General features: G+C 67.4%; 19 protein-coding genes, 1 tRNA gene and 2 riboswitches. Of the genes, 13 read left to right on the top strand and 7 right to left on the bottom strand.

From position 1 onward, the window contains the following. Positions 1-94 precede the first annotated feature (94 nt). Both fliD and KEC55_RS00745 read left to right on the top strand, forming a co-directional pair. On the top strand, positions 95-1,597 hold the full coding sequence (fliD, locus tag KEC55_RS00750; protein WP_282506344.1) for a flagellar filament capping protein FliD: 1,503 nt from the start codon (positions 95-97) through the stop codon (positions 1,595-1,597). A gap of 21 nt (positions 1,598-1,618) precedes the next feature. Next, positions 1,619-1,918 (top strand): flagellar protein FliT, encoded by a 300-nt coding sequence (locus KEC55_RS00745; protein WP_282506343.1) that lies wholly within the window; start codon positions 1,619-1,621, stop codon positions 1,916-1,918. A gap of 187 nt (positions 1,919-2,105) precedes the next feature. On the opposite strand, the gene KEC55_RS00740 is transcribed toward KEC55_RS00745, so the two are convergent. The 4 genes from KEC55_RS00740 to KEC55_RS00725 all read right to left on the bottom strand — a co-directional run bounded on the left by KEC55_RS00740 (position 2,106) and on the right by KEC55_RS00725 (position 6,282). After that, the gene (locus tag KEC55_RS00740) at positions 2,106-3,665 is read right to left on the bottom strand and encodes a TIGR04222 domain-containing membrane protein (protein WP_282506342.1); all 1,560 of its coding nucleotides are present in this window, start codon (positions 3,663-3,665) and stop codon (positions 2,106-2,108) included. 140 nt (positions 3,666-3,805) lie between these two features. After that, positions 3,806-4,135 (bottom strand): helix-turn-helix domain-containing protein, encoded by a 330-nt coding sequence (locus tag KEC55_RS00735; protein WP_282507466.1) that lies wholly within the window; start codon positions 4,133-4,135, stop codon positions 3,806-3,808. Positions 4,136-4,541: 406 nt separating this feature from the next. Continuing rightward, positions 4,542-5,666: an acyltransferase family protein gene (locus KEC55_RS00730; RefSeq protein ID WP_282506341.1), complete on the bottom strand. Its 1,125-nt coding sequence runs from the start codon at positions 5,664-5,666 to the stop codon at positions 4,542-4,544. A gap of 540 nt (positions 5,667-6,206) precedes the next feature. Continuing rightward, positions 6,207-6,282, bottom strand: a tRNA-Arg gene (locus tag KEC55_RS00725). 252 nt (positions 6,283-6,534) lie between these two features. Between KEC55_RS00725 and KEC55_RS00720 the strand changes: the two genes are divergently transcribed. Further along, positions 6,535-7,419 carry a c-type cytochrome gene (locus KEC55_RS00720; protein WP_282506340.1) on the top strand — a complete coding sequence of 295 codons (885 nt, stop codon included), beginning with the start codon at positions 6,535-6,537 and terminating at the stop codon, positions 7,417-7,419. A gap of 99 nt (positions 7,420-7,518) precedes the next feature. Here the strand turns inward: KEC55_RS00720 and KEC55_RS00715 are convergent, their stop codons facing one another. After that, positions 7,519-9,606, bottom strand: a complete 2,088-nt coding sequence (locus KEC55_RS00715; RefSeq protein WP_176049047.1) for a UvrD-helicase domain-containing protein — start codon at positions 9,604-9,606, stop codon at positions 7,519-7,521. Between the two features lie 286 nt (positions 9,607-9,892). Here KEC55_RS00715 and KEC55_RS00710 point away from each other — a divergent pair, with 286 nt between their 5' ends. From KEC55_RS00710 to KEC55_RS00675, 8 genes are all read left to right on the top strand, one after another. Next, positions 9,893-10,600, top strand: coding sequence for an SGNH/GDSL hydrolase family protein (locus KEC55_RS00710; RefSeq protein ID WP_282506339.1), 708 nt, complete (start codon positions 9,893-9,895; stop codon positions 10,598-10,600). Between the two features lie 261 nt (positions 10,601-10,861). Beyond that, positions 10,862-11,914: an oxidoreductase gene (locus tag KEC55_RS00705; protein WP_282506338.1), complete on the top strand. Its 1,053-nt coding sequence runs from the start codon at positions 10,862-10,864 to the stop codon at positions 11,912-11,914. A gap of 155 nt (positions 11,915-12,069) precedes the next feature. Next, positions 12,070-12,432: a hypothetical protein gene (locus tag KEC55_RS00700; protein ID WP_011350564.1), complete on the top strand. Its 363-nt coding sequence runs from the start codon at positions 12,070-12,072 to the stop codon at positions 12,430-12,432. Between the two features lie 122 nt (positions 12,433-12,554). Beyond that, positions 12,555-12,657: riboswitch (glycine riboswitch) on the top strand. A 34-nt stretch (positions 12,658-12,691) separates the two neighbouring features. After that, positions 12,692-12,825, top strand: a riboswitch (glycine riboswitch). 83 nt (positions 12,826-12,908) lie between these two features. After that, the gene (gene gcvT / locus KEC55_RS00695) at positions 12,909-14,027 is read left to right on the top strand and encodes a glycine cleavage system aminomethyltransferase GcvT (RefSeq protein ID WP_282506335.1); all 1,119 of its coding nucleotides are present in this window, start codon (positions 12,909-12,911) and stop codon (positions 14,025-14,027) included. A gap of 117 nt (positions 14,028-14,144) precedes the next feature. Next, entirely contained in the window at positions 14,145-14,525 is a 381-nt protein-coding gene (gcvH, locus tag KEC55_RS00690; RefSeq protein ID WP_048247841.1) for a glycine cleavage system protein GcvH, read from the top strand. A 60-nt stretch (positions 14,526-14,585) separates the two neighbouring features. Beyond that, entirely contained in the window at positions 14,586-17,513 is a 2,928-nt protein-coding gene (gene gcvP, locus KEC55_RS00685) for an aminomethyl-transferring glycine dehydrogenase (RefSeq protein WP_282506334.1), read from the top strand. 151 nt (positions 17,514-17,664) lie between these two features. Next, positions 17,665-18,801 (top strand): alginate lyase family protein, encoded by a 1,137-nt coding sequence (locus KEC55_RS00680; RefSeq protein WP_282506333.1) that lies wholly within the window; start codon positions 17,665-17,667, stop codon positions 18,799-18,801. Between the two features lie 30 nt (positions 18,802-18,831). Next, entirely contained in the window at positions 18,832-20,220 is a 1,389-nt protein-coding gene (locus KEC55_RS00675; RefSeq protein WP_282506332.1) for an L-serine ammonia-lyase, read from the top strand. A gap of 87 nt (positions 20,221-20,307) precedes the next feature. Here the strand turns inward: KEC55_RS00675 and KEC55_RS00670 are convergent, their stop codons facing one another. Both KEC55_RS00670 and KEC55_RS00665 read right to left on the bottom strand, forming a co-directional pair. Then, positions 20,308-20,709, bottom strand: a complete 402-nt coding sequence (locus KEC55_RS00670; protein WP_282506331.1) for a type II toxin-antitoxin system VapC family toxin — start codon at positions 20,707-20,709, stop codon at positions 20,308-20,310. Further along, positions 20,709-20,945 (bottom strand): antitoxin, encoded by a 237-nt coding sequence (locus KEC55_RS00665; protein WP_176049249.1) that lies wholly within the window; start codon positions 20,943-20,945, stop codon positions 20,709-20,711. The genes KEC55_RS00670 and KEC55_RS00665 overlap by 1 nt, the downstream gene beginning before the upstream one ends. A 416-nt stretch (positions 20,946-21,361) precedes the next feature. Between KEC55_RS00665 and KEC55_RS00660 the strand changes: the two genes are divergently transcribed. Both KEC55_RS00660 and KEC55_RS00655 read left to right on the top strand, forming a co-directional pair. Further along, the gene (locus KEC55_RS00660) at positions 21,362-23,065 is read left to right on the top strand and encodes a thiamine pyrophosphate-binding protein (RefSeq protein ID WP_282506330.1); all 1,704 of its coding nucleotides are present in this window, start codon (positions 21,362-21,364) and stop codon (positions 23,063-23,065) included. Further along, complete coding sequence (locus KEC55_RS00655) at positions 23,062-24,159, top strand: glycosyltransferase family 9 protein (protein WP_282506329.1); 1,098 nt, start codon at positions 23,062-23,064, stop codon at positions 24,157-24,159. The genes KEC55_RS00660 and KEC55_RS00655 overlap by 4 nt, the downstream gene beginning before the upstream one ends. The last annotated feature ends 12 nt before the right edge of the window (positions 24,160-24,171 follow it).

The raw sequence follows: 24,171 nt of genomic DNA, 5'->3' as shown, positions 1-24,171 counted from the left end.
TCGATAGCAGCCTGAATCGCGACAGCCCAAAGCCTTCGCAATACACGTTCGACAACCAGATACGCATCGCTCATCCGGGGCACGGAGCCGTCATATGTCCACCGTCAACACCAGCACGTCCAGCGCCAACGCGAACAGCGCGCTTCAGCAGGCAGCGCAATCGATCATCAGCGGTTCGACCGGCAACTCGACGATGGACGTCAACTCGCTCGTGACGGCGCTCGTGAATGCGAAAACGGCCGGTCAGACCGCCGCGCTGACCGCCAAGCAAACCGCCGACAACACCCAGATTTCCGCCTACGGCACACTGTCGTCCGCACTGAGCGCGCTCCAGGCCAGCCTGACGACGCTCACCAACGGCTCGCTGCAGAGCACCTTCACCGCAACGCCAAGCGGCAACGGCCTCACGGCAACGGCCGGCCAGGGCGCCGTCGCCGGCACCTACAGCGTGAGCGTGAGCCAGATTGCATCCGCGCAGGCGCTGTCGTCCGTCGGCTTCACCGACCCGACGAAGGGCCTCGGCAACGGCACGCTGACCCTGTCGCTCGGCAACCAGTCGTTCGCCGTCAACGTCGACAGCTCGAACAACACGGTGTCGGGCATCGCCGCCGCGATCAACGGCGCGTCGGGCAACCCGGGCGTCACGGCGACGGTCGTCACCGGCAGCGACGGCGCGCACCTCGTGCTGAGCTCGGCGGCAACCGGCGCATCCAATACCATCAGCGTCGCGGTCAGCAATCTGAGCGGCGACGCCGGATTGTCGAATCTCGGCGTCAAGTCGGTCCCCGGCCAGAATGGCGGCCCGTCGACCTTCACGTCCGCAAACAGCAACGCCGCGTGGTCGCAAAGCACGGCCGCCCAGAACGCTGCGTTCTCGATCAACGGGATCAGCGCGACGAGCTCGTCCAACACGGTCACCACCGCGATCGCCGGCGTCACGCTGAACCTCACGTCCGCGGCGGTCGGCAGCGCGCAGGCGCAGACCCTGACGATCGCGCCCGACACGAAGTCGCAGGCAACGGCGATCAACAATTTCGTGAGCCTCTACAACACGCTCGTCACGACGATGGGCACGCTCACCCAGTTCACGGCCGGCGCGACGACGCAGGGCCCGCTGCTCGGCGATTCGACGCTGAACACGGTCAAGAACACGCTCGCGTCGCTGGTCACCCAGGGCGTAAAGAGCGGCAATTCGACGCTCACGCTGTCGTCGATCGGCATCACGCTACAAGCCGACGGCACGTTGAAGGCCGACAGCACCAAGCTCAATACGGCCCTGCAGAACAACCCGGCGAGCGTCGCCGCGCTGTTCAATTCGACGAGCGGCCTCGGCGCGAAAATGTCGACGGCCATCTCCAATTTCACGAAGACGGGCGGCCTGATCGACCTGCGGACGTCCGCGCTCAACGCCGACCTGAAGAGCATCGCGCAGCAACAAACGAACTTGTCGAACTATGCAACGCAGTTGACGAACCAGTACCAGGCGCAATTCACGGCGCTCAATACGCTGATGGCGACGATGAACAACAATTCGCAATATCTGACGCAGCTGTTCGGCGGCCAGAACAGCGCCGGCGCGCTGTCGAACAACAAGTAAGCGACGCGAACGGGACCAACCATGGAACAGCACGAACTGATCGAACGGCTGAATGCGCTCACCGACGACATCGAACACGCGGCATCGATGGCCGACTGGATAGAGGCCGCACGCGTTGCGGAGGCCCGCTCAGCGCTCGTCATGGCACTGACCGCAAACCTGTCTCCGGAAGGCCTCGCCACGATTCGCCGCATTCAGGCCAGCAACGACCGGGTTTTCGCCGGCGCGCACCTCGCCCAGCGCGAGCTCACCGACGAATATCACGCCGCGATGGGCCGCGTACAGGCCGTCAGCGAGTATCACGACATGGCGCGCCTGTAACGGCGCCCACGGGGGCGCCCGCAACGGCGCACCGCACGGACAACAAGCACTACACGCCGAAGTGAGGGCGTGCTCGTTCGACTCATGCCCGCCTCGCGCGGGCTTTTTTTTGCCCGTTCGATCCGACCGGCGGGCCCGTCGGCGGGATCCGCCCCGTCCAGATGGCGCCGCGCGGCGTCGAGCGTGCTCAGTTGCTCGATGAACACCCGCCGCAACTGCTCGAACTGCACGAGCTGGAGCTGCACGAACTTGACGACGAGCAACTCGTTCCGGAGTCGCTCGAGCTGTACGTGGAACCGGTCGCCCCACCCGTGCGCACCGCGGCCGGCGCCAACGGCGGTGGCTCCATCAGCACCATCGAATGCGCGGCCCATGCGGTGCCGGCCAGCGCGCCCGCGCCGAACAGCGCGGTGGACCACAGCAAGTCGTCCGGCGTATTGCGTTCGTCCTGGCGATCGCTCCGGTACGCGGCGAGCGTCGCCCGTGCGCCGACCGACAGGCCGCCGCGCCCGAAACCGGTCATGCGCCGCACGATCATTCGGTAGGCGATCGCAAACACCGCCATGCTGATGCCGAGCAGCAGCACCGGTCGCCCGCGACTCAGTCCGACCGCGAGTTTCGCTATGCCCGTACCCATCACGACCAGTACGATCGCGCGCGCGGCCAGCCGCGCCGCGAGCATCTCCCCGGGAGACCAAAACCAGCCGCGCCGGCGCGTCGCATCCGCGTATTCGGACGCGCGGCGCGCCAGAAGCTGGCGGAACGCGCCAAAGCTCGCCTCTCCGCCCGGCTGCGCGGCGAGCCATTCGCATTCGTCCACGTAAGCACCCGCGCGCGCCGGATCGCCGATCCGTACGCGGCCGCCGAGCCGGCCGGCCATCGTGAGGTCGATCGCGCCTGCATGAATCAGCGACAGCGTCGTGACCTGCACAACCCGTGACTCCTGGCCCGTGATATACGCAACTTCTTCGGCCGTCAGGTCCGGTATCGCTTCACGAGTGAATACGCCCCTGCGCCGGCAACGGTATTCGATCTGCTGCATGGCGACGATCAGCAGCAGCGCAACGATGCAGGCCGGTATGTAGAACGCGAGAAACTGCGGTCCCGTGTAGTTCAGCACGTCGAAGTCCTGCGCAGATGCACAGGTCGCGGCCACGCTCGCGGCGGCGGCCGGCCACATGAGTTTCGGTAGTCGGTTGCGCCAGGTGCTACGCGCCGCGGGCTCGCCAGGACACCCAATTGCCGGGCCGTCTCCCGCCCGCGACGAATCGGTGTCGGTGCGCAAATTCTCGAGCCGCGGCCAGATCGATTCCGGCGGCTCGCAGCCGAACAACCGTCGATAACTGTCGAGCGTGTCGCGATAGCGCTGCGCGTACACGGCACCCTCGTCCGGCGCACCCGTGCCTGGCATGTGATGCAGCCGCGCGCGCAGCACGCCGGCGCAGAAGACATCCCAGTATTCGAGCGTGTACTGCAGGTGGAAATGCCACGCGGCATCGACCGCGACCGACGGCGTGACCGGGTGCCCGGCCGCCTGCGCGAGAAACGCGAAGCGCTTGTATTCGTCGATCACTGCCAGCGCATGGGCCTGCGACCAGCCCTCGGCTTCGGCGAGGCGCCGGCTGTACGGCAGCGGTGCATTGGGATCGTCGGGGGAATACGCGTTCAGACGCGCGAGCAGCGCCTGCTGCACATCGGTCAGCGTGCGGGCATCGACTGCGGTCGAGGGAGACGGAATGGCAGCCATCGGGAGTCGGCGCGATGCGCGGACGGCCGCCGCGATCGACGCTTGAGTTGTCGTTGCGGGCGATTCTCGCACAACGGCGGGGCAGCGCGACACCGCGACGCGGCACACCTCAGGCGTTCACCGCGCCGCACGTCAACCGATCAGAAATCGAGCTGCGCAAGCGTGATGCCGAGCGCTGCCGCGATCTTCCTGCGCATCGGCTTGCGCAGCTTCTCGCGCTTTTCCCGTTTCGCGTAGTCCGCTCGACCGATGCCGATCCGCTGCGCGACCTCGGCCCGCGTCAGCCCGAGATACTCGCGCCACGCGCGTGCCGGCGAGCTGCCGTCGAACACGGCGCGCGTCACGACCTCGTGCGGGACCGGGTCGCGCGCGACCCGCTGCTGCGCGACATAGTCGGCGTACGGAATCACGACGAAGGCCGGCGCCCCGTCCGGCCCGTTGATGATCTGAACGGAAAGTGATTTGCTCATCCGGTGATTGCCGGTCGCAGTGCGATGCGGCGACTCCTGGTTTCGGTCGATAGGTTCGATCAGCGTCTTCAGGCGGGCCTCGAGCACGTCGAACCGGAGCGGCGAATGGTTTCGCCGGACCGGATGCGCACGCGATCGACAACCGCCATGCCGCCAATCGGCCGGGATGTTACTGCAAACGGGAAAACGACGATGCGGAGAAACCGCTGAACGCCTGAACAGGCATGTTTTGGCGCGCCCGGCTGGGATCGAACCAGCAACCCCTGCCTTCGGAGCTTTACCAGCGCGCAACCACATCCTTTTAAATCAAAGCCTTACGCAACTCGCAAACTGCAAAATCAAGGCTGCACAAAGTCAATCAAGGCCAATCCAGTTCATCCAAGCTGCAATTTAGCTGCACCGCGTTCTACTTTCGCGGCGCACGGCCGGCCATTCCACCGCGCCGGATTTTGTCATGCCGCCAGCGCGCAACGCGCACAGGAACGTAGCGTTGCAGCGCGTCGAGCGCACGCAACACGCATCGCTTCAGCGGCCCCGCGCCGGGCTTTTCGACCGCAACGTACAACAGCAGCGCAGCCCCGATCGCCGCGGCAACGACGCCCCAAAACATCACGACCTGGTCGACGGCCGAACCGACTTCATTGAACAACATGTAGCCAACGTTCTGGTGGATCAAGTAGAGCGGATAGCTGATCGCGCCGAACCAGACCCATCGCGAGCTGGTAAGCATCGGCGTGCGGCGCAACGCGAGCGCAAGCATCACGACGTAGAACGAGGTCATCACGGCCGCTACGACCGCCGGATTCAGAGGCTTCTCGAAGTGCTCGCTGAAGTACGGCAGGAGCTGGGATTCGTGATAGAGCGAGAGCGCCCACGCGGCGCAGACGAGCGCGATGCGCGATCGCGACAGGCCGTGTGCGCGGATGAGAAAGAACGCGGCGCCGGCGATGAAGAAGCCGGCAAAGTCCGTCACCAAGAGGCCCTTGAGCTTGCTCAACTGGAACAGCTCGACGAGCACCGTACCAATCAGCCATACGTACAACCATCTCTCGGCCCGATGGATCTGGCCGATGATGAGCAGAATGCCGACCAGGCGGTAGAACCGCAGCTCTGCGCCGAGCGACCAGTACGCGCCGTCGATCGGATCGGCGCCGAAGCCACCACCGAGCGTCACCATGTTCACGAGATATTGCGGCCACGTCGCGACGAAACGATCGCCGCCTATCGCGAGCGTCACGAAAAAGGTGATCGTGCAGCAGACCCAAAACGCAGGTAGCAGGCGAGACGCGCGTGACGCGATGAAGCGCTTGATGCTTCCGTCGCCCGCCGTCATCAGGATCACAAAGCCGCTGATCATAAAAAACAGGTGCACGCCCAGGAACCCGTACAGCGCGACCGGCTCAAGCGCCGGATAGTGCATGGTCGTCAGGTCGTCGCCGGCGTAGCCTCGGAATGCGTAGTGATAGAACACGACGGCAACGGCGGCAATGAAGCGAAGGAGGTCAAGCTCGGGAATTCGGGAAAACTTCACGGTCGGATCTTGTTGGATATGGGAACGCGTCGGCCCGACGTTCACGCAAACACCGTCCATCCCCATATGCCGCTTGCGCGGCCGGCTGGCACTTGGGGCAGGCTCTTACTGCACGAAGCCGGTGCCGCGTGTGCGGCGATTATGGCCGAACCGCCGAAAGCAGGCCACTAAGCGCAGAGACTGCATAACCAGAGCGCATAAAAGTGAATAGAAGAATCGGCCCGCCAATCGCCGCGCGGCCCGTGGCTGACGATTGTCTCAGCGAGGCTGTGATGCCGAGGCCGTACCTCACCGCAGGCCGGGCAAAAACTCCACAATGCGTTCGTTCTGGTGGTCAGAGCGGTAGAGGAATCTATGTACCACATCCGACCCGGCAGAACTGCCTACCGAGTCCGGCAGAGTAAAATAGTGGCACCCGAGCATTCCCGCTCAGGGCAATCAAGCAGAAATCGTCGGACTCGTATAGGACGCAGGGTGTAAGCCGAGGATCGAAACAGGCTAGCGGCGTTCTCCGTAACCCATTGATCTTAAAGAAATTCTTGGCGCGCCCGGCTGGGATCGAACCAGCAACCCCTGCCTTCGGAGGGCAGTACTCTATCCATTGAGCTACGGGCGCGTGAGACAGCGAAGCGACCCCAATATAAAGGCCGCCCACGATTGGCAAGACGGCAAGGATACCCGGTTTCCCATGAAGCGTCCACCTTGCCCGACGAATGGCCGCCTGGCCATGCTGCGTGCGGGTAAACACGCGCCATCGCACCGCTCGCCGTGATGTAAACGTTCCGTCTATAATCGTCCGTGCTTCATTGGACTGCCATTTTGCCGTTGCACCGCGCTCACAATTCCTATTCATGGAGACGAGGCAAGCATGAGCGAAGCACCCCACGAATCCCCCGTCAAAACACCCGGGCAGCTGATTGCCGTCATCATCGCGTCGTTCGCGATTCCGATCATCCTGATCGTCCTGTTCGCCAACTATGCGAACCATGCGTTCCGTTCCGGTGCCGGCACGGATGCCCTATCCGACGAACAGGTTGCCGCGCGTATCGCGCCACTCGCGAAGGTCGACGTGAAGGACGCCAACGCGCCCCGCACGTACAAGACCGGCGAGGAAGTCTACAAGGCCGTCTGCGTAACCTGTCACGGCACGGGCGCCGCCGGCGCACCGAAGTTCGGCAACAAGGACGACTGGGCGCCGCGCATCTCGCAAGGCTTCGACACGCTGCTGAAGACGGCCCTCGCCGGCAAGGGCGCGATGCCGCCGCGCGGCGGCACAAGCCCCGACGACGTCAGCGACTATGAAATCGCCCGCGCGATCGTCTACATGGCGAACAACGACGGCGCGAACTTCCCCGAACCGGCCGCCCCGGCCGCCAATGCGGCGCCCGCCGCCGGCGCCGCCGCATCGGGCGCCGACGCGTCGAACGCACAGGCCGCCGCCGCGATGGCTGCGATCGCCGCGATCCCGAAGGCCGGCGAAGCACCCGCGGCCGCACTGGCCGGCGCCGATGCGGCAACGGCCGGCAAGGCGCTGTACTCGTCGACCTGCGTGGCCTGCCACGGGGCCGGCGTACTCGGCGCACCGAAGTTCGGCAGCAAGGAAGACTGGGCACCGCGCCTGAAGGACTCGATGGATACGGTCTACAACTACGCGCTGCACGGCAAGGGCGCGATGCCGCCGAAGGGCGGCTCGACCGCGTCCGACGCCGACGTGAAGGCGGCCGTCGACTACATGGTCAACGCGTCGAAGTAACCACGCCGGGCCATCCGCAAAAAACCCCCGCGACGCATACGCATCGCGGGGGTTTTGTCTTTCCGGTCCGCGGGTACAAAGGTCCGCCGGACCGCCGCCTCACTTCTGCAGCAGCGCCTTCAAGCTGGCGAGCCGGTCCTTCGGCGACATCGGCGCTTCTTCCGGTGTCGGCGGCGGCGCTTCGTCGAGCCCCATCTCCGGGATGAAACGAGACGGCTCGCACACGACCGTCTCGCGCGCCCGTTTGCGCTTCTTGCACCAGTTCAGGTGCAGGCTGCGCTGCGCGCGCGTAATCGCGACGTACATCAGCCGGCGCTCTTCCTCGATCCGCTCGCTGTCGATCGGGCCGTCGTCCTCGCTGCCGCCGCGGTGCGGCATGATGCCTTCCTCGACGCCGACCAGGAACACGTGCGGATACTCGAGCCCCTTCGACGCATGGACGGTCGACAGTCGCACCGCGTCCGGATCCTCGTCCTTGCCTTCCAGCATCGACATCAGCGCGACGGTCTGGATCAGGCCGAGCAGGTTCTTGCCCGTATCGGCGAGCCCGTCCGCGTTGTGGAAACCTTCGGCCTCGCCGTCGACCGCCGCCGTCTCGGGCTTGGTGCCCTTGCGCTTCAGCCATTCGAGGAACTCGAGCACGTTCTGCCACTTCGACTGCGCCTGCCGCTCGTCGAACGCGTCGTACAGGTACGCCTCGTAGTGGATCGCCTCCATCATGTCGTCGAGCACGACGGTCGCGGGCTCCTTGTCCGCGCGCTCGGTCAGGCGCTGGATGAAGTCGCAGAACATCCGCAGCGGCTCGACCTGGCGCGCCGACAGCCGTGCCTCGATTCCGCCCATGTACACGGCTTCGAACAGCGACACCTTCGCCTGCCCCGCGAACGAGCCGAGCGCCTCGAGCGTCGTGTTGCCGATCCCGCGGCGCGGCGTCGTAATCGCGCGGATGAACGCGGGATCGTCGTCGGCGTTCGCGATCAGCCGCAGGTACGCGCACAAATCCTTGATCTCGGCCTTGTCGAAGAACGACTGGCCGCCCGACAGCACATACGGAATCCGCTCGCGCCGCAGCACCTGCTCGAAGATCCGCGCCTGGAAGTTGCCGCGGTACAGGATCGCGTAGTCGCGGAACTGCGCGCGCCGCTCGAACTTGTGCGCAGACAGCCGGAACACGACCGATTCGGCCTCGTGTTCCTCGTCGTTGCAAGGCGTGACGGTGATCGAGTCGCCCATCCCGTGCTCGGACCACAGCTTCTTCTCGAACAGCTTCGGGTTGTTCGCGATCACGTTGTTCGCGGCCGTCAGGATCCGCACCGTCGACCGGTAGTTCTGCTCGAGCTTGATCAGGTGCAGCTTCGGGAAATCCTTGCCGAGCTGCGCGAGGTTCTCGAGCGTAGCGCCTCGCCAGCCGTAGATCGCCTGGTCGTCGTCGCCGACCGCCGTGAACGCGGCGCGCGGGCCTGCGAGCAGCTTCACCAGCTCGTACTGGCACGCGTTGGTGTCCTGGTACTCGTCGATCAGCAGGTAGCGCAGCTTGTTCTGCCAGCGGTCGCGCACCTGCTCGTTCTTCGCGAACAGCTCGGCCGGCAGGCGGATCAGGTCGTCGAAATCGACCGCCTGGTAAGCATGCAGCGTCGCGACGTAGTTGCGGTAGACGATCGCGGCCTGGTGCTCGTCCTCGTTCGCCGCGATCGCCATCGCCTCGTCGGGCATGATCAGGCCGTTCTTCCACAGCGAGATGATGCTCTGGATCTTGCGGATCAGCCCCTTGTCGGTCGTGCCGAGCTGCTCCTGGATCATCCCGAAGCAGTCGTCCGAATCCATGATCGAGAACTGCGGCTTCAGGCCGAGGTGCTCGGCCTCCTGTCGCAGGATCTGCACGCCCAGCGAATGGAACGTGCAGACGGTGAGCTGGTTGACGGGCACCTTGCGGCCTTCCTTGCCGGGCGTGGTGAGCGTCTTGCCCTCGAGCAGCTTCGACACCCGCTCGCGCATTTCGGCGGCCGCCTTGTTCGTGAACGTGACGGCGGCGATATGGCGCGGCTCGAAGCCTTTCGCTTCGATCAGGTGCGCGATCTTCTGCGTGATCACGCGGGTCTTGCCGCTGCCCGCGCCGGCGAGCACGAGACAGGGACCGTCGAGGTAGCGCACCGCTTCGTTCTGAGCGGGATTGAGGCCTGCGGACATGATGGCGGATGGTGTTGCGGTTGACGGCGGGACGCCTGGAGGATGCCGTGCGCGACAGGCTGGCGAAGCAGGCGGACACGCGGGCAGGACGCGCATGTTAACACGTCGGCGGCGTGCATTTCGGGAGCGCCGCCGGACGGGGCCGCGCGGGCCGACCGGCCGGTCGCACCCTGTCCGTCCGGCCAATCCGGCCCCGTCCACGCTCCGATCGGCCACAATAGGTATCCCCCGGCGCCGCCCGCTCCGGCCCGATTTCATTCGTCTGAATCACCACCGGATCGACCTCATGGGATACCCGTTCGCCACTGCCGCCCTCGGCCCGCTGCTGTTCGCGCAGGGGCGCTACGTGCGGCGCGTCACGCCGCGGCTGCCCGAAGCGGCCGGCCCGCGCGACGGCGTGGCTGGCGACGGCCCGCCGCTCCGTGTCCTGGTGGTCGGCGATTCGGCGGCCGCGGGCGTCGGCGTCACGACGCAGCGCGACGCGCTGTCCGGGCAACTGGCGCATGCGCTGGCGGCCACCCACCGCGTGAGCTGGAAGTTGCTCGCGCGCACGGGCCTCACCACGCGGGAGCTCGTCGACTGGCTCGCCGCCGAGCCGGCCGAACCGTTCGACGTGGCCGTCACGTCGCTCGGCGTCAACGACGTGACGGGCGGCGTGGCGCCCGCGCGCTGGCTGGCGCAGCAGGCCGAGCTGGTCCGGTTGCTGGCCGCACGCTTCCGGGTCGGGCACGCGATCCTGTCGGCGGTGCCGCCGATGGAGCGCTTCCCAGCGCTGCCGCAGCCGCTCGCGTGGTATCTCGGGTTGCGTGCGAAGCGGCTCAACGCGGCGCTCGCCGGCTGGGCCGGCGCGCAGCCGCACTGTACGTTCCTGCGGGTCGACCTGCCGCTCGAGCGCCACCTGATGGCCGCCGACGGCTTTCATCCCGGCGAATCCGCATGCGCGGCGTGGGCCGCGCAGGTCGCGGCGGCCGTGCGGCAGCGGGCAACCGCGTGACGCGGCGCGTCGGCCGCGCGCCGGCCGTTCACCGGGCAGCCGGCCATGCCGCGTGCGGCGTGCGGCGTGCGGCGTGCGGCGCGCGGCGCGCGGCGCTCAGCCTTGCGCAAAATGCCGCCCTTCCTTGCGCAAGCGCCGTTGCGCATCGCGCGTTTCGCCCAACGCGTCTGTGCAAGCAGCGGCGCCATGCCAAAATAGCCGGTCGTCTTCGCGCCGTTTCGGCGCGCCATCCTTTAGTTTCCTTCGCAGCCAGGAATTGCCATGTCGTCATTGCTCAGGATTGGTTTGATGGGTTTCGGTTTCGCCGGCGCGACGTTCCACGCGCCCGTGATCGCCACGAGCGGCCGCACTGAAGTCGCCGCGATCGCGACGGGGCAGCCCGATCGCGCGCAGGCCGCGTATCCGGGCGCGCGCGTCGTCCCCGACCTCGACACGCTGCTCGGCCTCGACGACATCGAGTGCGTGGTGATCGCCACGCCGAACGACACGCACTTCACGCTTGCGCGCCAGGTGCTCGAAGCCGGCCGCCACGTGGTCGTCGACAAGCCCGTCACGCTCACCGCCGACGAGGCGCTTGCGCTCGCACGGCTCGCGAACACGCGCAGCCGGCTGTTCGCGCCGTTCCACAACCGCCGCTGGGACGGCGATTTCCTCACCGTGCGCGACATCGTCAAATCGGGCGAACTCGGCCGCCTCACCTATTTCGCGTCGCATTTCGACCGCTTCCGACCGACGCCGCGCACGCGCTGGCGCGAGGAGCCGGCCCGCGGCGGCGGCCTGCTGCTCGACCTCGGCCCGCACCTGATCGACCAGGCGCTCGCGCTGTTCGGCCTGCCGGAAACGGTGAGCGCGACCGTCAAGACGCGTCGCGAGAACGGCACGGCACCCGACCTCGTGCACCTGCTGCTCGGCTATCCGGACAAGGACGTCGCGCTGCATGCGAGCGCGCTGTCGGCGATCGAACCGGCCCGCTTCACGCTGCACGGCACGCGCGGCAGCTACCAGAAGTTCGGCCTCGACACGCAGGAAGACCAGCTCAAGGCCGGCCTCACCGCGGACGACGTCGAATTCGGCGGCGGCAACCCGCCCGGCCTGCTGCGCGTGCTCGACGGCGAAATCGAGGTCGAACGCCCGGTTCCGACGCTCGACGGCCAGTACGCGGAGTTCTACCGTGCGCTCGCCGCATCGGTCCGCGACGGCGCGCCGTTCCCCGTCACCGCGCAGGACGCCGTCGACGTGATGACCATCATCGAGCTCGCCGCGAAAAGCGAGCACGATGGCCGCCGGCTGCCGTTCGTGCGCCGCACGGTCTGACGCCGCGCGCCGGCCGGTCGCGGCCGGCACGCGTGCGCGTGGATCATGTCCGAACATTCGGTTACAAATGCCGGGGGAACGAAAGTCAGCGTCCGACCGGTCTGATGCGTTTCTCAAAAAAGTCGATCCGACACCAATCCGTCAGGAGAATGTTGATGCAACGGTTGATTCGCGCAGCGGCGTGCTGCGTCCTGGTTTCCTCGCTTGCGGCCTGTATCGTGCAGCCGCAGCAGCCGGTCCGCCCGGCGCCCCCGCCGCGGCCGAATCCGCAGGTCGTCGCGAACGAGCGGATGCAGCAGATCCAGGGCCGGATCGACAACCTGCACCGCCGCATCGATGCGCGCGTGAACGGTGGCTACTATCCGCCACCGTACGGTGCGCAGCTTCACCACCGCCTCGACGTGATCCGCCAGGAATCGAACGACATGTCCGCGCAGCATAGCGGCGGCCTGTCCGGCGACGAGCAGCGCGTGCTGAACCAGGAACTCGACACGGCCGCCCGCGCGATCGGCGAGTAATCCCGGCAACGCCGGCACCTGCCGGTGCCGGCAAAAAGCGGCGGCGCCCCACGCCGCCGCTTGTCGCGAAGCGACATTCTTTTGCCCAAATTGACAAGGCTCACCCGCTCGCGTACAGTCGCCCGCACGCGTCGGGAGAGCGTGTAACCGGGTGGTTTCGACACCGGTTGCGCCGCCGAAGGGGCACACCCGCAAACTCTCAGGCAAAAGGACCGACCGCGTCGGGGAATCGCGTCCGCGCATTGCGCGGGCCACACTCTCCCCGCACTCTGGAGAGCGGCAGTAGCCCGCAGCGCACTGGTTGCGCGGGCAAGCTGCCCACCGAAGGGGCGCGCGTTCGCCAGGCTTTGCCGGCAGCGCAATCTCTCAGGTATCGAGGACAGAGGGGCATGTACCGGATCGCTGGCGGCCATCGGCCACGGCGGTCGGCACATGGCCGTTCTGATCCGCGCGCAAGCGCCTTGCCTGAGGCCTCGATGACTGCACTGAATCACACCCCGCTCAACGCCGCGCACCGCGCGCTCAATGCCCGCATGGTCGACTTCGGCGGCTGGGACATGCCCGTCAACTACGGCTCGCAGATCGAAGAACACGAAGCCGTGCGCACCGACGCCGGCATGTTCGACGTGTCGCACATGTGCGTGGTCGATTTCACCGGCAGCCGCGTGCGCGCGTTCTTCGAGCACGCGATCGCGAACAACGTCGGCAAGCTCAAGACGCCCGGCAAGGCACTCTACTCGTGCCTGCTCAACCCGCAGGGCGGCGTCATCGACGACCTGATCGTCTATTACTTCACCGAAGAATTCTTCCGCGTCGTGGTCAACGCCGGCACGGCCGAGAAAGACATCGCGTGGTTCAACCAGCTGAACGAGCAAGGCAGCTTCGGCCTCACGATCGCGCCGCGCCGCGATTTCGCGATCGTCGCCGTACAGGGCCCGAACGCCCGCGAAAAGGTCTGGACGACCGTGCCTTCCGCACGTGCCGCGACCAGCGAGCTGAAGCCGTTCAACGCCGCGCAGGTCGCCGCCACGCCGTTCGGCGATCTCACCATCGCGCGCACCGGCTATACCGGTGAAGACGGTTTCGAAGTGATCGTCCCGGCCGTGCACGTCGAAGCGCTGTGGGCCGCACTGCAGCAAAACGGCGTGCGCCCGTGCGGGCTCGGCGCGCGCGATACGCTGCGCCTCGAAGCCGGCATGAACCTGTACGGCCAGGACATGGACGACACCGTCTCCCCGCTCGACGCGGGCCTCGCGTGGACGGTCGACCTCGCCGCGCCGCGCGAGTTCGTCGGCCGCGCCGCACTGGAAGCCAACGGCACCCGCGCCGCGTTCGTCGGCCTGATCCTGCAGAAGGAAAACGGCAAGGCGGGCGGCGTGCTGCGCGCGCACCAGAAGGTCGTCACGCCGCACGGCGAAGGCGAGATCACGAGCGGCACGTTCTCGCCGTCGATGCAGGAATCGATCGCGTTCGCGCGCGTGCCGGCCGCCGTCCAGATCGGCGACCTCATCCAGGTGCAAATTCGAGACAAGAATCTTCCCGCGCGCGTGGTAAAACTGCCGTTCGTGCGCAACGGCAAGGTCCTCGCTGCGTAACGGCCGGGAGGCCCGCCTCCCGGGAAGCCGGGAGATGGCGCCCGGCGCAACACCACACCCGGCGCGCCCCGACGGCGCGTCAGCAAAACGAACAAACCCTTTTATCAGGAGCATCCGATGAGCAACGTCCCGGCCGATCTGAAGTACACCGACGAACACGAGTGGATCCGCACTGAAGCCGACGGCACGCTGACGATCGGCATCACCGATCACGCGCAGAACACGCTCGGCGACATCGTTTTCCTCGAACTGCCGCCCGTCGGCAAGCAGGTGAAGGCAGGCGACGCGATCGGCGTCGTCGAATCCGTGAAAGCCGCGTCGGACATCTATTCGCCGGTGTCGGGCGAGGTGGTCGCGATCAACGCGGATGCAGTCGACACGCCGGAAGAGGTGAACAGCGACGCGTACGACACGTGGCTGTTCAAGGTCAAGCTGGCGGCCGGCGCATCGACCGACAGCCTGCTCGACGCAGCCGCCTACAGCAAGCTGATCGACTAATTCCCCTACCCGAACCGCGCGGCGCCGGCCAGCCGGCCCGCGCGGGACCAGAGTCACGCCATGAAGCTCGAACACCCGGACCGCCTGATGAACCGCACGCCCCTCTCGCTCGCCGCGCTCGAAACGCACGACGCGTTCGCCGAACGCCATATCGGCCCCGACGCCGCCAGCCAGCAGGCCATGCTCGACACGCTCGGCTTTGCGTCGCGCGCCGCCCTGATGGACGCCGTGATCCCGGCCTCGATCCGCCGCGCCGAAACGCTGCCGCTCGGCCCGTTCGCGCAGCCGAAGAGCGAGGCCGAAGCGCTCGCCGCGCTGCGGGTTCTCGCGGACAAGAACCAGGTGTTCCGCTCGTATATCGGTCAGGGTTACAACGACACGCACACGCCGGCCGTGATCCTGCGCAACGTGCTCGAAAACCCGGCGTGGTACACGGCCTACACGCCGTACCAGCCTGAAATTTCCCAGGGTCGCCTCGAGGCGCTCCTGAACTTCCAGCAGATGGTCGCCGACCTGACGGGCCTCGCGATCTCGAACGCGTCGCTGCTCGACGAAGCAACCGCCGCGGCCGAAGCGATGACGCTGCTGCAGCGCACCGGCAAGCCGACGTCGAACGTGTTCTACGTCGCCGACGACGTGCTGCCGCAAACGCTCGAAGTGATCCGCACGCGCGCGCTGCCGGTCGGCATCGAGGTCAAGACGGGCCCGGCCGCCGACGCCGCGCAGGCCAACGCGTTCGGCGTGCTGCTGCAGTACCCGGGCGTGAACGGCGACGTGCGCGACTACCGCGCACTCACCGAAGCGATTCACGCGGCCGGCGGCCACGTGGTCGTCGCGGCCGACCTGCTCGCACTCACCGTGCTGACGCCGCCCGGCGAATGGGGCGCGGACGTCGCGATCGGCAACACGCAGCGCTTCGGCGTGCCGATGGGCTTCGGCGGCCCGCACGCCGCGTACCTCGCGGTGCGTGACGAATTCAAGCGCCAGATGCCGGGCCGCCTCGTCGGCGTGACGGTCGACGCACAGGGCAAGCCCGCGCTGCGCCTCGCGCTGCAGACGCGCGAACAGCACATCCGCCGCGAGAAGGCGACGTCGAACGTGTGTACCGCGCAGGCGCTGCTCGCGATCATGGCCAGCATGTACGCGGTCTATCACGGCCCGCACGGCCTGAAGACGATCGCGCTGCGCGTGAACCGCATCGCGGCGCTGCTCGCCGCCGGCGTGAAGCAGCTCGGCTTCGCGACCGTCAACGACACGTTCTTCGACACGCTGACGATCGACACCGGCGCGCGCACCGCGCAGGTCCACGAATTCGCGAAGGCCAAGCGTATCAACCTGCGCCGCGTGAGCGACACGCAAGTCGGCGTGTCGGTCGACGAAACGACGACGCGCGACGACCTCGCCGATCTCCTCGCCGTGTTCGCGCAAGCCGCGGGCGGCACCGCACCGGCCGTCGACGCCCTCGACGCAGGGCTTGGCGGCGTCGCCGCATTGCCGGCCGGCCTCGAGCGCACGAGCGCGTACCTGACGCACCACGTGTTCAACCGCCACCATTCCGAAACCGAAATGCTGCGCTACCTGCGCAGCCTGTCGGACAAGGATCTCGCGCTCGACCGCTCGATGATCCCGCTCGGCTCGTGCACGATGAAGCTGAACGCGACGTCGGAAATGCTGCCGGTCACGTGGCCCGAGTTCGGCGGCATCCACCCGTTCGCACCGGCCGAGCAGACCGTCGGCTACCGCGAGATGATCGACCAGCTCGAGCAGATGCTCGTCGCGGCCACCGGCTACGCGGCCGTGTCGCTGCAGCCGAACGCGGGCTCGCAGGGCGAGTACGCGGGCCTGCTGATCATCCACGCGTACCACGCGTCGCGCGGCGAAGCGCACCGCGACGTGTGCCTGATCCCGGCATCCGCGCACGGCACGAACCCGGCGTCCGCGCACATGGCCGGCATGAAGGTCGTGGTCGTGGCCTGCGACGCGCAGGGCAACGTCGACATCGCCGACCTGAAGGCGAAGGCCGACGAGCACGCGAAGGACCTCGCGGCGATCATGATCACGTACCCGTCGACGCACGGCGTGTTCGAGCAGAACGTCCGCGAGATCTGCGAGATCGTCCATGCGCACGGCGGCCAGGTGTACGTCGACGGCGCGAACATGAACGCGATGGTCGGCCTGACCGCGCCGGGCCAGTTCGGCGGCGACGTGTCGCACCTGAACCTGCACAAGACCTTCTGCATCCCGCACGGCGGCGGCGGCCCGGGCGTCGGCCCGGTCGCGGTCGGCGCGCACCTCGCGAAGTTCCTGCCGAACCAGCGTTCGACCGGCTACTCGCGCGACGAAAACGGCATCGGTGCCGTGTCGGCCGCGCCGTACGGCTCGGCGTCGATCCTGCCGATCTCGTGGATGTATATCGCGATGATGGGCGCGAAGAACCTGACCGCCGCAACGGAAACCGCGATCCTCAACGCGAACTACATCGCGAAGCGCCTCGCGCCGCACTACCCGGTGCTGTATTCGGGCCCGGGCGGGCTGGTCGCGCACGAGTGCATTCTCGACCTGCGTCCGATCAAGGAATCGAGCGGCATCAGCGTCGACGACGTCGCGAAGCGCCTGATGGACTACGGCTTCCACGCGCCGACGATGAGCTTCCCGGTGCCGGGCACGCTGATGGTCGAGCCGACCGAATCGGAATCGCAGGAAGAACTCGACCGCTTCATCGCCGCGATGATCGCGATCCGCGACGAAATCCGCGCGGTCGAGGAAGGCCGCGCCGATCGCGAGGACAACCCGCTGCGTCACGCACCGCACACGGCGGCCGTCGTCACCGCGAACGAATGGCCGCACGCGTACTCGCGCGAGCAGGCCGCGTACCCGGTCGCGTCGCTCGGCACGAACAAGTACTGGCCGCCGGTCGGCCGCGCGGACAACGTCTACGGCGACCGCAACCTGTTCTGCTCGTGCGTGCCGATGTCGGAATACGCATAACGCACGCCAGGCCAGGAACCGACCGATGGTGACCACACCGCACGCAACCCGGGGTTGCGTGCGGTTTTTTTGTGCGCCACTCGAACCGGTTCACGTTCGTCCGCCAATCCGGCTAACATCACACGCGATCCAGCCAATGAAGGAGTTCCGCATGGTGCGTCCGATGTTTCCGGGCCATGGTGCAACAGAGAGGCGGCCGCGCACGCGCCGCGTCGTACCGATGCTCGTCGCCTCGCTGTCGCTGGCCGCTGCCGGCCTCGGCGCGGCCGGCAGCGCGCGCGCGGCGATGAATTTCTGCGCGGCGCCGGCACTGCAGGCGAGCGAGACGACACAGGCCGAGCCGGGCGTGCAGGCGCTGATCCGCAGCGTCGACGCGCGCATCGGCGAGCAGCCAAAGGCGATGGCGCGCGTGCACACCGAGGGCACGCTGCCGCATGAAGGCATCTACGACCAGAGTGCGGCCGCGCTGAAGGACATGGACCTGATGCGTGACGCGGCGCTCGCGTGGCGCGTGACGAATGCGCCGCGCTACCTGCAGCTAGTCGACCGCTTCCTGTCCGCGTGGGTCTCGACCTACCAGCCGAGCTTCAATCCGATCGACGAAACGCGCTTCGAGAGCCTGATCGTCGCGTACGACATGACCGCGAGCGCGCTGCCGGTGAAGACCCGCAACGCGACGGCCGCGTTCATCGCGAAGCTCGGCGCCGGCTATGTCGCGCAGATCGACGCGCAGAAGCGCCCGCTCACCGGCACGTGGCGCAACAACTGGCAGAGCCACCGGATCAAGCTGATCGCGCTGTCCGCGTTCACGCTCGGCGACCGCAAGATGATGAACGCCGCGCAGCGGCTGTTCGTCGAGCATCTCGCCGACAACATCGGGCCGGACGGCAAGACGTGGGACTTCGAGGAACGCGATGCGCTGCATTACGCGGTCTACGACCTGCAGCCGCTGGTGACGGCCGCGCTCGCCGCGCGCCGCTTCAACCGCAACTGGCTGCGCGAGCGCGGCGCGAACGGCGCGACGCTCGCGGCCGCGCTCGACTGGCTCGTGCCGTACGCGCTCGGCGAGAAGACGCACGAGGAATTCGTGAATTCGCCGGTGCCGTTCGACGCGAAGCGCCGCGAGGCCGGCCTGCCGGGTTACACGGGGCAGTGGGACCCGAAAAACGCCACCGAACTCTTTCATCTGGCCGCGCGGCTCGACGGGCGCTATGCCCGCGTCGCGCAGCAACTATCCCCAACGCCGCCCGCATGGCTCGCCGCGTGCCTGCCATTACAGGCGCGCTAGCACTACTCTTAAAGCAAGGCAGGTATCGAAATGGCAGTCAGCGTGTTTGACCTCTTCAAGATCGGCATCGGTCCGTCCAGTTCGCACACGGTCGGACCGATGCGCGCGGCGCTGATGTTCGTCCAGGGCCTCGAGCGCGACGGGCAGCTCGACGCAACGGCCCACGTGAAGGTCGAGCTGTACGGCTCGCTCGGCGCCACCGGCAAGGGCCACGGTACCGACCGCGGCGTGATGCTCGGCCTGCTCGGCGATGCGCCCGACACCGTCGATCCCGAAACCATCGACGCACGTCTGGAAGACGTCCGCAAGTCGAAGAAGCTCGCGCTGCTGGGTACGCATCCGGTGCCGTTCGTGCTGAAGGAGAACATCGCGTTCTACCGCCAGGCGCTGCCCGAGCATCCGAACGGGATGAAACTGCGTGCATCCGACGCGAACGGCGCGGTACTGGTCGAGCGCACCTACCTGTCGGTCGGCGGCGGCTTCGTCGTGACGGCCGGCGCGCCGAACACGAAGGTGCTGAGCGCGGCCGAGCAGATGACGCACCCGTTCCGCACCGGCGCCGAATTGCTCGCGCTGACCGAGTCGACCGGCAAGTCGATCGCGCAGCTGATGTGGGACAACGAGCGCGCGTGGCACACCGAGGAAGAGACGCGCGACGGGCTGCTGAAGATCTGGGCCGTGATGCAGTCGTGCGTGTCGCGCGGCTGCGGGATCGGCAACCCCGATGCCGACGGCAACCTGCCCGGCCCGTTCCAGGTCAAGCGTCGCGCGCCGCAGCTGTACCGCACGCTGACGGGCAGCCCGGAGCGCGCGCTGCAGGATCCGCTGTCGATGATCGACTGGATCAACCTGTACGCGATCGCGGTCAACGAGGAAAACGCGGCCGGCGGCCGTGTCGTCACCGCGCCGACCAACGGCGCGGCCGGCATCATCCCGGCCGTGCTGCACTACTACACGCGCTTTACGCCCGGTGCAAACGAGCAAGGCGTGATCGACTTCCTGCTGACGGCCGCCGCGATCGGCATTCTTTACAAGCTCAACGCGTCGATCTCGGGCGCGGAAGTCGGCTGCCAGGGCGAAGTGGGCGTCGCATGCTCGATGGCGGCCGGCGCGCTTGCCGCCGTGCTCGGCGGCACGCCGCAGCAGGTCGAGAACGCGGCCGAAATCGGGATGGAACACAACCTCGGCCTCACCTGCGACCCGGTCGGCGGGATGGTGCAGATTCCGTGCATCGAACGCAACGCGATGGCGTCGGTGAAGGCCGTCAACGCGGCGCGCATGGCGCTGCGCGGCGACGGCTCCCACTACGTGTCGCTCGACTCCGTGATCAAGACGATGCGCGAGACGGGTGCGGACATGAAGACGAAGTACAAGGAAACGTCGCGCGGCGGGCTGGCGGTGAATATCGTCGAGTGCTGATGCGGTAACGGCGGTCATGCGGGGCGAATCGATACCCCGCATGACCGCCGGACATGGTTGCGCGTTGCGTCACGCCTGCCGGGCACGCTAGTCGTTCAACCAGTTCTCCAGCCGCACGCCCGGATAGCTCACGAAATCCCGCTCGTTGTTGGTCACCAGCACGACGTCGAGCGACACCGCATGAGCCGCGATCAGTTTGTCGAGATGATCCCTCTTCCGTTCGCGGGTCGCTTCGCGGACAGAGCCGTACGCTTGCGCGGCCACCGCGTCGAACGGCGCGACCGGAATATCCTCGATCAGCGCGGCGAGATTGCTGCGCTCCTGGGCAGGACTTGTACACGCGGTCACACCGTACTCGAGCTCGGCATAGGTAATCGCCGACATCACGACGTCCCCCGTGTAGCACTGTGCAAATCGCCTCGCGACCTGTTCCGGCTGATTCTTCAACAGATAGATGCACATGTTGGTGTCGAGCATGTAGCGCGGCATCACAAGCCCTCGCGGTCGGCCTGCTCCTGGTCGCCACGCCCTTCGGCCATGAAATCCGGCCCGAATTTCGCGAACTTCTCGAGCACGCCGGTCAACGGCCGTCGCATCGGCCGAATACGGATTTCGTCGCCGATCCGTTCGATTTCGAGCTCGATATCGCTGCGCTCGTAAGCAAGGTCCGCCGGAATCCGTACGGCTTGCGAGTTGCCGTTCCGAAACACCCTCGTGGTATGCATGTCGATCTCCCATGCGTGTGTACGAAGGATGTACCTTAGGTTATTTCCGAGGCAGTGTAAATCCATGTGTGTACGCGACTCCGAAGCAGTCGTGGATGGCGGCATGCGATACGCGGGAGACATTCACTATGCCGGCGGCCGGTCAAATGCGGCAAACCGGTATGTAATCCGGGGCATCTCGCCACGCGCTTGACCGTGGCAGCGGATCGTCCTGTCCGGTTCGATGCTTGCAGCCGCCACTTTCCACCGCCCGGCAATCACGCACCAGTCGTCCTTTCGGCCAGCCGAACCCGGCGCGCACGGATGACGCACCGTCCGAATCACCCAGCGTTCCGACACTTTTCACCGGCCTGCATACCGGCGCCTCGCCGACAGGCGTAAGCTGTACGTCCCGCTACCCAGGGAGACGGCAGCCCATGTCGCATTCCAAGGATCTCGAGCAGTCCGCCACGACCGGCGCGCGACTGCTCGTCGATGCGTTGCTCGCCAATCACGTCGAACGCGTGTTCTGCGTGCCGGGCGAGAGCTTCCTCGCCGTACTCGATGCGCTGGCGGACGACACCGCGCGCATCCAGACGGTCGTCTGCCGCCACGAGGCGGCCGCCGCGAACATGGCCGAAGCGGTCGGCAAGCTGACCGGCCGCCCCGGCATCGCCTTCGTCACGCGCGGGCCCGGCGCGACCCATGCATCGATCGGCGTACACACCGCGTTCCAGGATTCGACGCCGATGATCCTGTTCGTCGGCCAGTGCGCGCGCGAGCACCTCGACCGCGAAGCCTTCCAGGAAATCGACTACCGGCGGATGTTCGGCCAGATGGCGAAATGGGTCGCGCAGATCGACGACCCGCGCCGTATCCCCGAATACCTGAGCCATGCGTTCCACGTCGCGACGTCCGGCCGGCCCGGCCCGGTCGTGCTCGCGCTGCCGGAAGACGTCCTGTCCGAAGCGTGCGCGTCGCAGCCCGTCGTGCCGGCCGCGAAACGCGTCGCGGCCGCGCCGTCGGCCGGGCAGGTCGACGAGCTGCGCGAGCGGCTCGCGCGCGCGGAACGGCCGATCGCGATCGTCGGCGGCAGCGGCTGGACGCCTGAAGCCTGTGCGAACCTGCGCACCTTCGTCGAACGCTGGCAACTGCCTGTCGCATGCGCGTTCCGCTTCCAGGACACGATCGACAACGCGCACCCGAACTACGCGGGCGACGTCGGGCTCGGGATCAATCCCGCGCTCGCGAAACGCATCCGCGACGCCGACCTGCTGCTCGTGATCGGGCCGCGCCTCGGCGAAGCGACGACCGGCGGCTACACGCTGCTCGACATCCCGAAGACACGCCAGACGCTGATCCACGTACACCAGGGCGCGGACGAGCTCGGCCGCGTGTATGCGGCCGACCTGCCGATCGTGTCGGGGATGCCCGAGATCGCCGCGCCGCTTGCCGCACTCGAACCGCCCGAGCGCCCGGCCTGGGCCGGCGCAGCGGCCGACGCCCATCGCGCGTACCGCGAATGGCATGCGCCGCTGCCGATGCCCGGCGACGTCCAGCTCGGCGACGTGATGGTGCAGTTGCGCGAGCGCCTGCCGCACGACGCGATCCTCACCAACGGCGCCGGCAACTACGCGATCTGGCTGCATCGCCACTTTGCGTACCGGCACTTCCGTTCGCAGCTCGCGCCGACCAGCGGCGCGATGGGTTACGGGCTGCCGGCCGCGCTCGCCGCGAAGTCGCTGTACCCGTCGCGCGCGGTCGTCGCGCTCGCGGGCGACGGCTGCTTCATGATGGCCGGCAACGAGCTCGCGACCGCGATGCAGTACGGGCTGAACATCGTCGCAATCGTCGTCAACAACGGGCATTTCGGCACGATCCGCATGCATCAGGAGCGCAACTACCCGGGCCGCGTGCACGGCACGGGGCTCACGAATCCCGATTTCGCCGCGTATGCGCGTGCGTTCGGCGCGCATGGCGAGACGGTCGAGCGCACCGCCGATTTCGCGCCCGCGCTCGAACGCGCGCTGACTTGCGGGCTGCCCGCGGTGATCGAGATCCGCATTCCGCAGGACGCCAGCACGCCGGCCGCGACGCTCGAACAGATCCGCGAGCAAGGCCGCCGCGCGCGCGGCGGATGACGGTGGATACGCGCACCGCGCCGCCTGGCGTCGCGCTGTCGCATGAGGACGCGCTGGCCTGCCCCGGCACCCTGCTCGCGCCCGACGGCACGCTCGTCGCGCCGTACGACCTCGAGCAGGGTGGCGCGCGTGCCGACGGCCATGTGCCGGCCGCGCCGGCACTCGGCCTGCTGCACGCCGCGCACCGGCCGTTCCGGCTCGACTACGACGGCGCGCGGCATGTGCACGTGATCAACGGAATGGGCGTCACGCTCGGCGATTCGGTGATCGGGCTGACCGCCGTCGCCGCGCTGCGTGCAGCCCGCCCGGGCCTGCGCTTCACGCTGTACCGGCCGGCCCGCGCACCGCGCTATGTCGAAGCGCTCTATGCGCTCGCGGCCGACGTCGTCGCGCCGTCGCGCGCGCTGCCGTGCCCGGTCGAAGCGCTGCCCGCCGATGCACCGTGCATCGACGTCGGCAATCATCTGTACTGGCCCGCGTTCGCGCAGTTGCCGATGATCGATTTCTTCCTGGATGCGCTCGGCGTCGATCCGGCCGCCGTGCCGGCCGTCGCGAAGCGCAACCGCTGGCTCGCACGGCTGCCGCTGCCCGTGCTGCCGGCCGCGTGGCAGCGGCCATACGTGCTGTTCTGCCCGAACGCGACTACCGCCGTGCGCAGCGTGCCGCCTGCCCTGCGCACGGCGTTCGTGGAACGGCTCGTGCAGCGCTACGGGCTGCCGGTGGCCGGCTTCGGCCCGGTCGCGCATCCGGATTACGTCGACGTGAGCGGCGATGCCACCGACACCGCGCGCTTCATCGCATGGGTCAGGGGCGCCAGCCTGCTGTTCGCGCCCGACACGGCCGCGCTGCATCTAGCCGACGGTTTCGACGTGCCGACGCTCGCGTGCTTCACGACGATCGGGCCGGCGCTGCGCGTGCGCGACTATCCGCATTGCGTGCCGGTCGAACTCGAGCTGCCGGCCGAATTGCACGGGCTGCACCGCAGCGAGCGGCCGGACGATCTCGCGGCGGTCGATGCCGCTTACAGGAAGTTCGACTGGGATGGACTGCCGTGGCCCGCGCCGCGCGATGCGGCAGCGTCGACCAGCGGATAAGGAGACAGGGCG

The sequence above is a fragment of the Burkholderia cepacia genome (assembly GCF_029962485.1).
Classification (GTDB): domain Bacteria; phylum Pseudomonadota; class Gammaproteobacteria; order Burkholderiales; family Burkholderiaceae; genus Burkholderia.
Note: the sequence above shows the minus strand (reverse complement) of the source record. Positions and strands in the feature narration are given on the sequence as shown.

Bases quoted from the DNA above. Each gene is read 5' to 3' on its own strand.
- fliD (WP_282506344.1), top strand. From the start codon at position 95: ATGTCCACCGTCAACACCAGCACGTCCAGCGCCAACGCGAACAGCGCG.
- KEC55_RS00745 (WP_282506343.1), top strand. From the start codon at position 1,619: ATGGAACAGCACGAACTGATCGAACGGCTGAATGCGCTCACCGACGAC.
- KEC55_RS00740 (WP_282506342.1), bottom strand. From the start codon at position 3,665: ATGGCTGCCATTCCGTCTCCCTCGACCGCAGTCGATGCCCGCACGCTG.
- KEC55_RS00735 (WP_282507466.1), bottom strand. From the start codon at position 4,135: ATGAGCAAATCACTTTCCGTTCAGATCATCAACGGGCCGGACGGGGCG.
- KEC55_RS00720 (WP_282506340.1), top strand. From the start codon at position 6,535: ATGAGCGAAGCACCCCACGAATCCCCCGTCAAAACACCCGGGCAGCTG.
- KEC55_RS00715 (WP_176049047.1), bottom strand. From the start codon at position 9,606: ATGTCCGCAGGCCTCAATCCCGCTCAGAACGAAGCGGTGCGCTACCTC.
- KEC55_RS00710 (WP_282506339.1), top strand. From the start codon at position 9,893: ATGGGATACCCGTTCGCCACTGCCGCCCTCGGCCCGCTGCTGTTCGCG.
- KEC55_RS00705 (WP_282506338.1), top strand. From the start codon at position 10,862: ATGTCGTCATTGCTCAGGATTGGTTTGATGGGTTTCGGTTTCGCCGGC.
- KEC55_RS00700 (WP_011350564.1), top strand. From the start codon at position 12,070: ATGCAACGGTTGATTCGCGCAGCGGCGTGCTGCGTCCTGGTTTCCTCG.
- gcvT (WP_282506335.1), top strand. From the start codon at position 12,909: ATGACTGCACTGAATCACACCCCGCTCAACGCCGCGCACCGCGCGCTC.
- gcvH (WP_048247841.1), top strand. From the start codon at position 14,145: ATGAGCAACGTCCCGGCCGATCTGAAGTACACCGACGAACACGAGTGG.
- gcvP (WP_282506334.1), top strand. From the start codon at position 14,586: ATGAAGCTCGAACACCCGGACCGCCTGATGAACCGCACGCCCCTCTCG.
- KEC55_RS00680 (WP_282506333.1), top strand. From the start codon at position 17,665: ATGGTGCGTCCGATGTTTCCGGGCCATGGTGCAACAGAGAGGCGGCCG.
- KEC55_RS00675 (WP_282506332.1), top strand. From the start codon at position 18,832: ATGGCAGTCAGCGTGTTTGACCTCTTCAAGATCGGCATCGGTCCGTCC.
- KEC55_RS00670 (WP_282506331.1), bottom strand. From the start codon at position 20,709: ATGCCGCGCTACATGCTCGACACCAACATGTGCATCTATCTGTTGAAG.
- KEC55_RS00665 (WP_176049249.1), bottom strand. From the start codon at position 20,945: ATGCATACCACGAGGGTGTTTCGGAACGGCAACTCGCAAGCCGTACGG.
- KEC55_RS00660 (WP_282506330.1), top strand. From the start codon at position 21,362: ATGTCGCATTCCAAGGATCTCGAGCAGTCCGCCACGACCGGCGCGCGA.
- KEC55_RS00655 (WP_282506329.1), top strand. From the start codon at position 23,062: ATGACGGTGGATACGCGCACCGCGCCGCCTGGCGTCGCGCTGTCGCAT.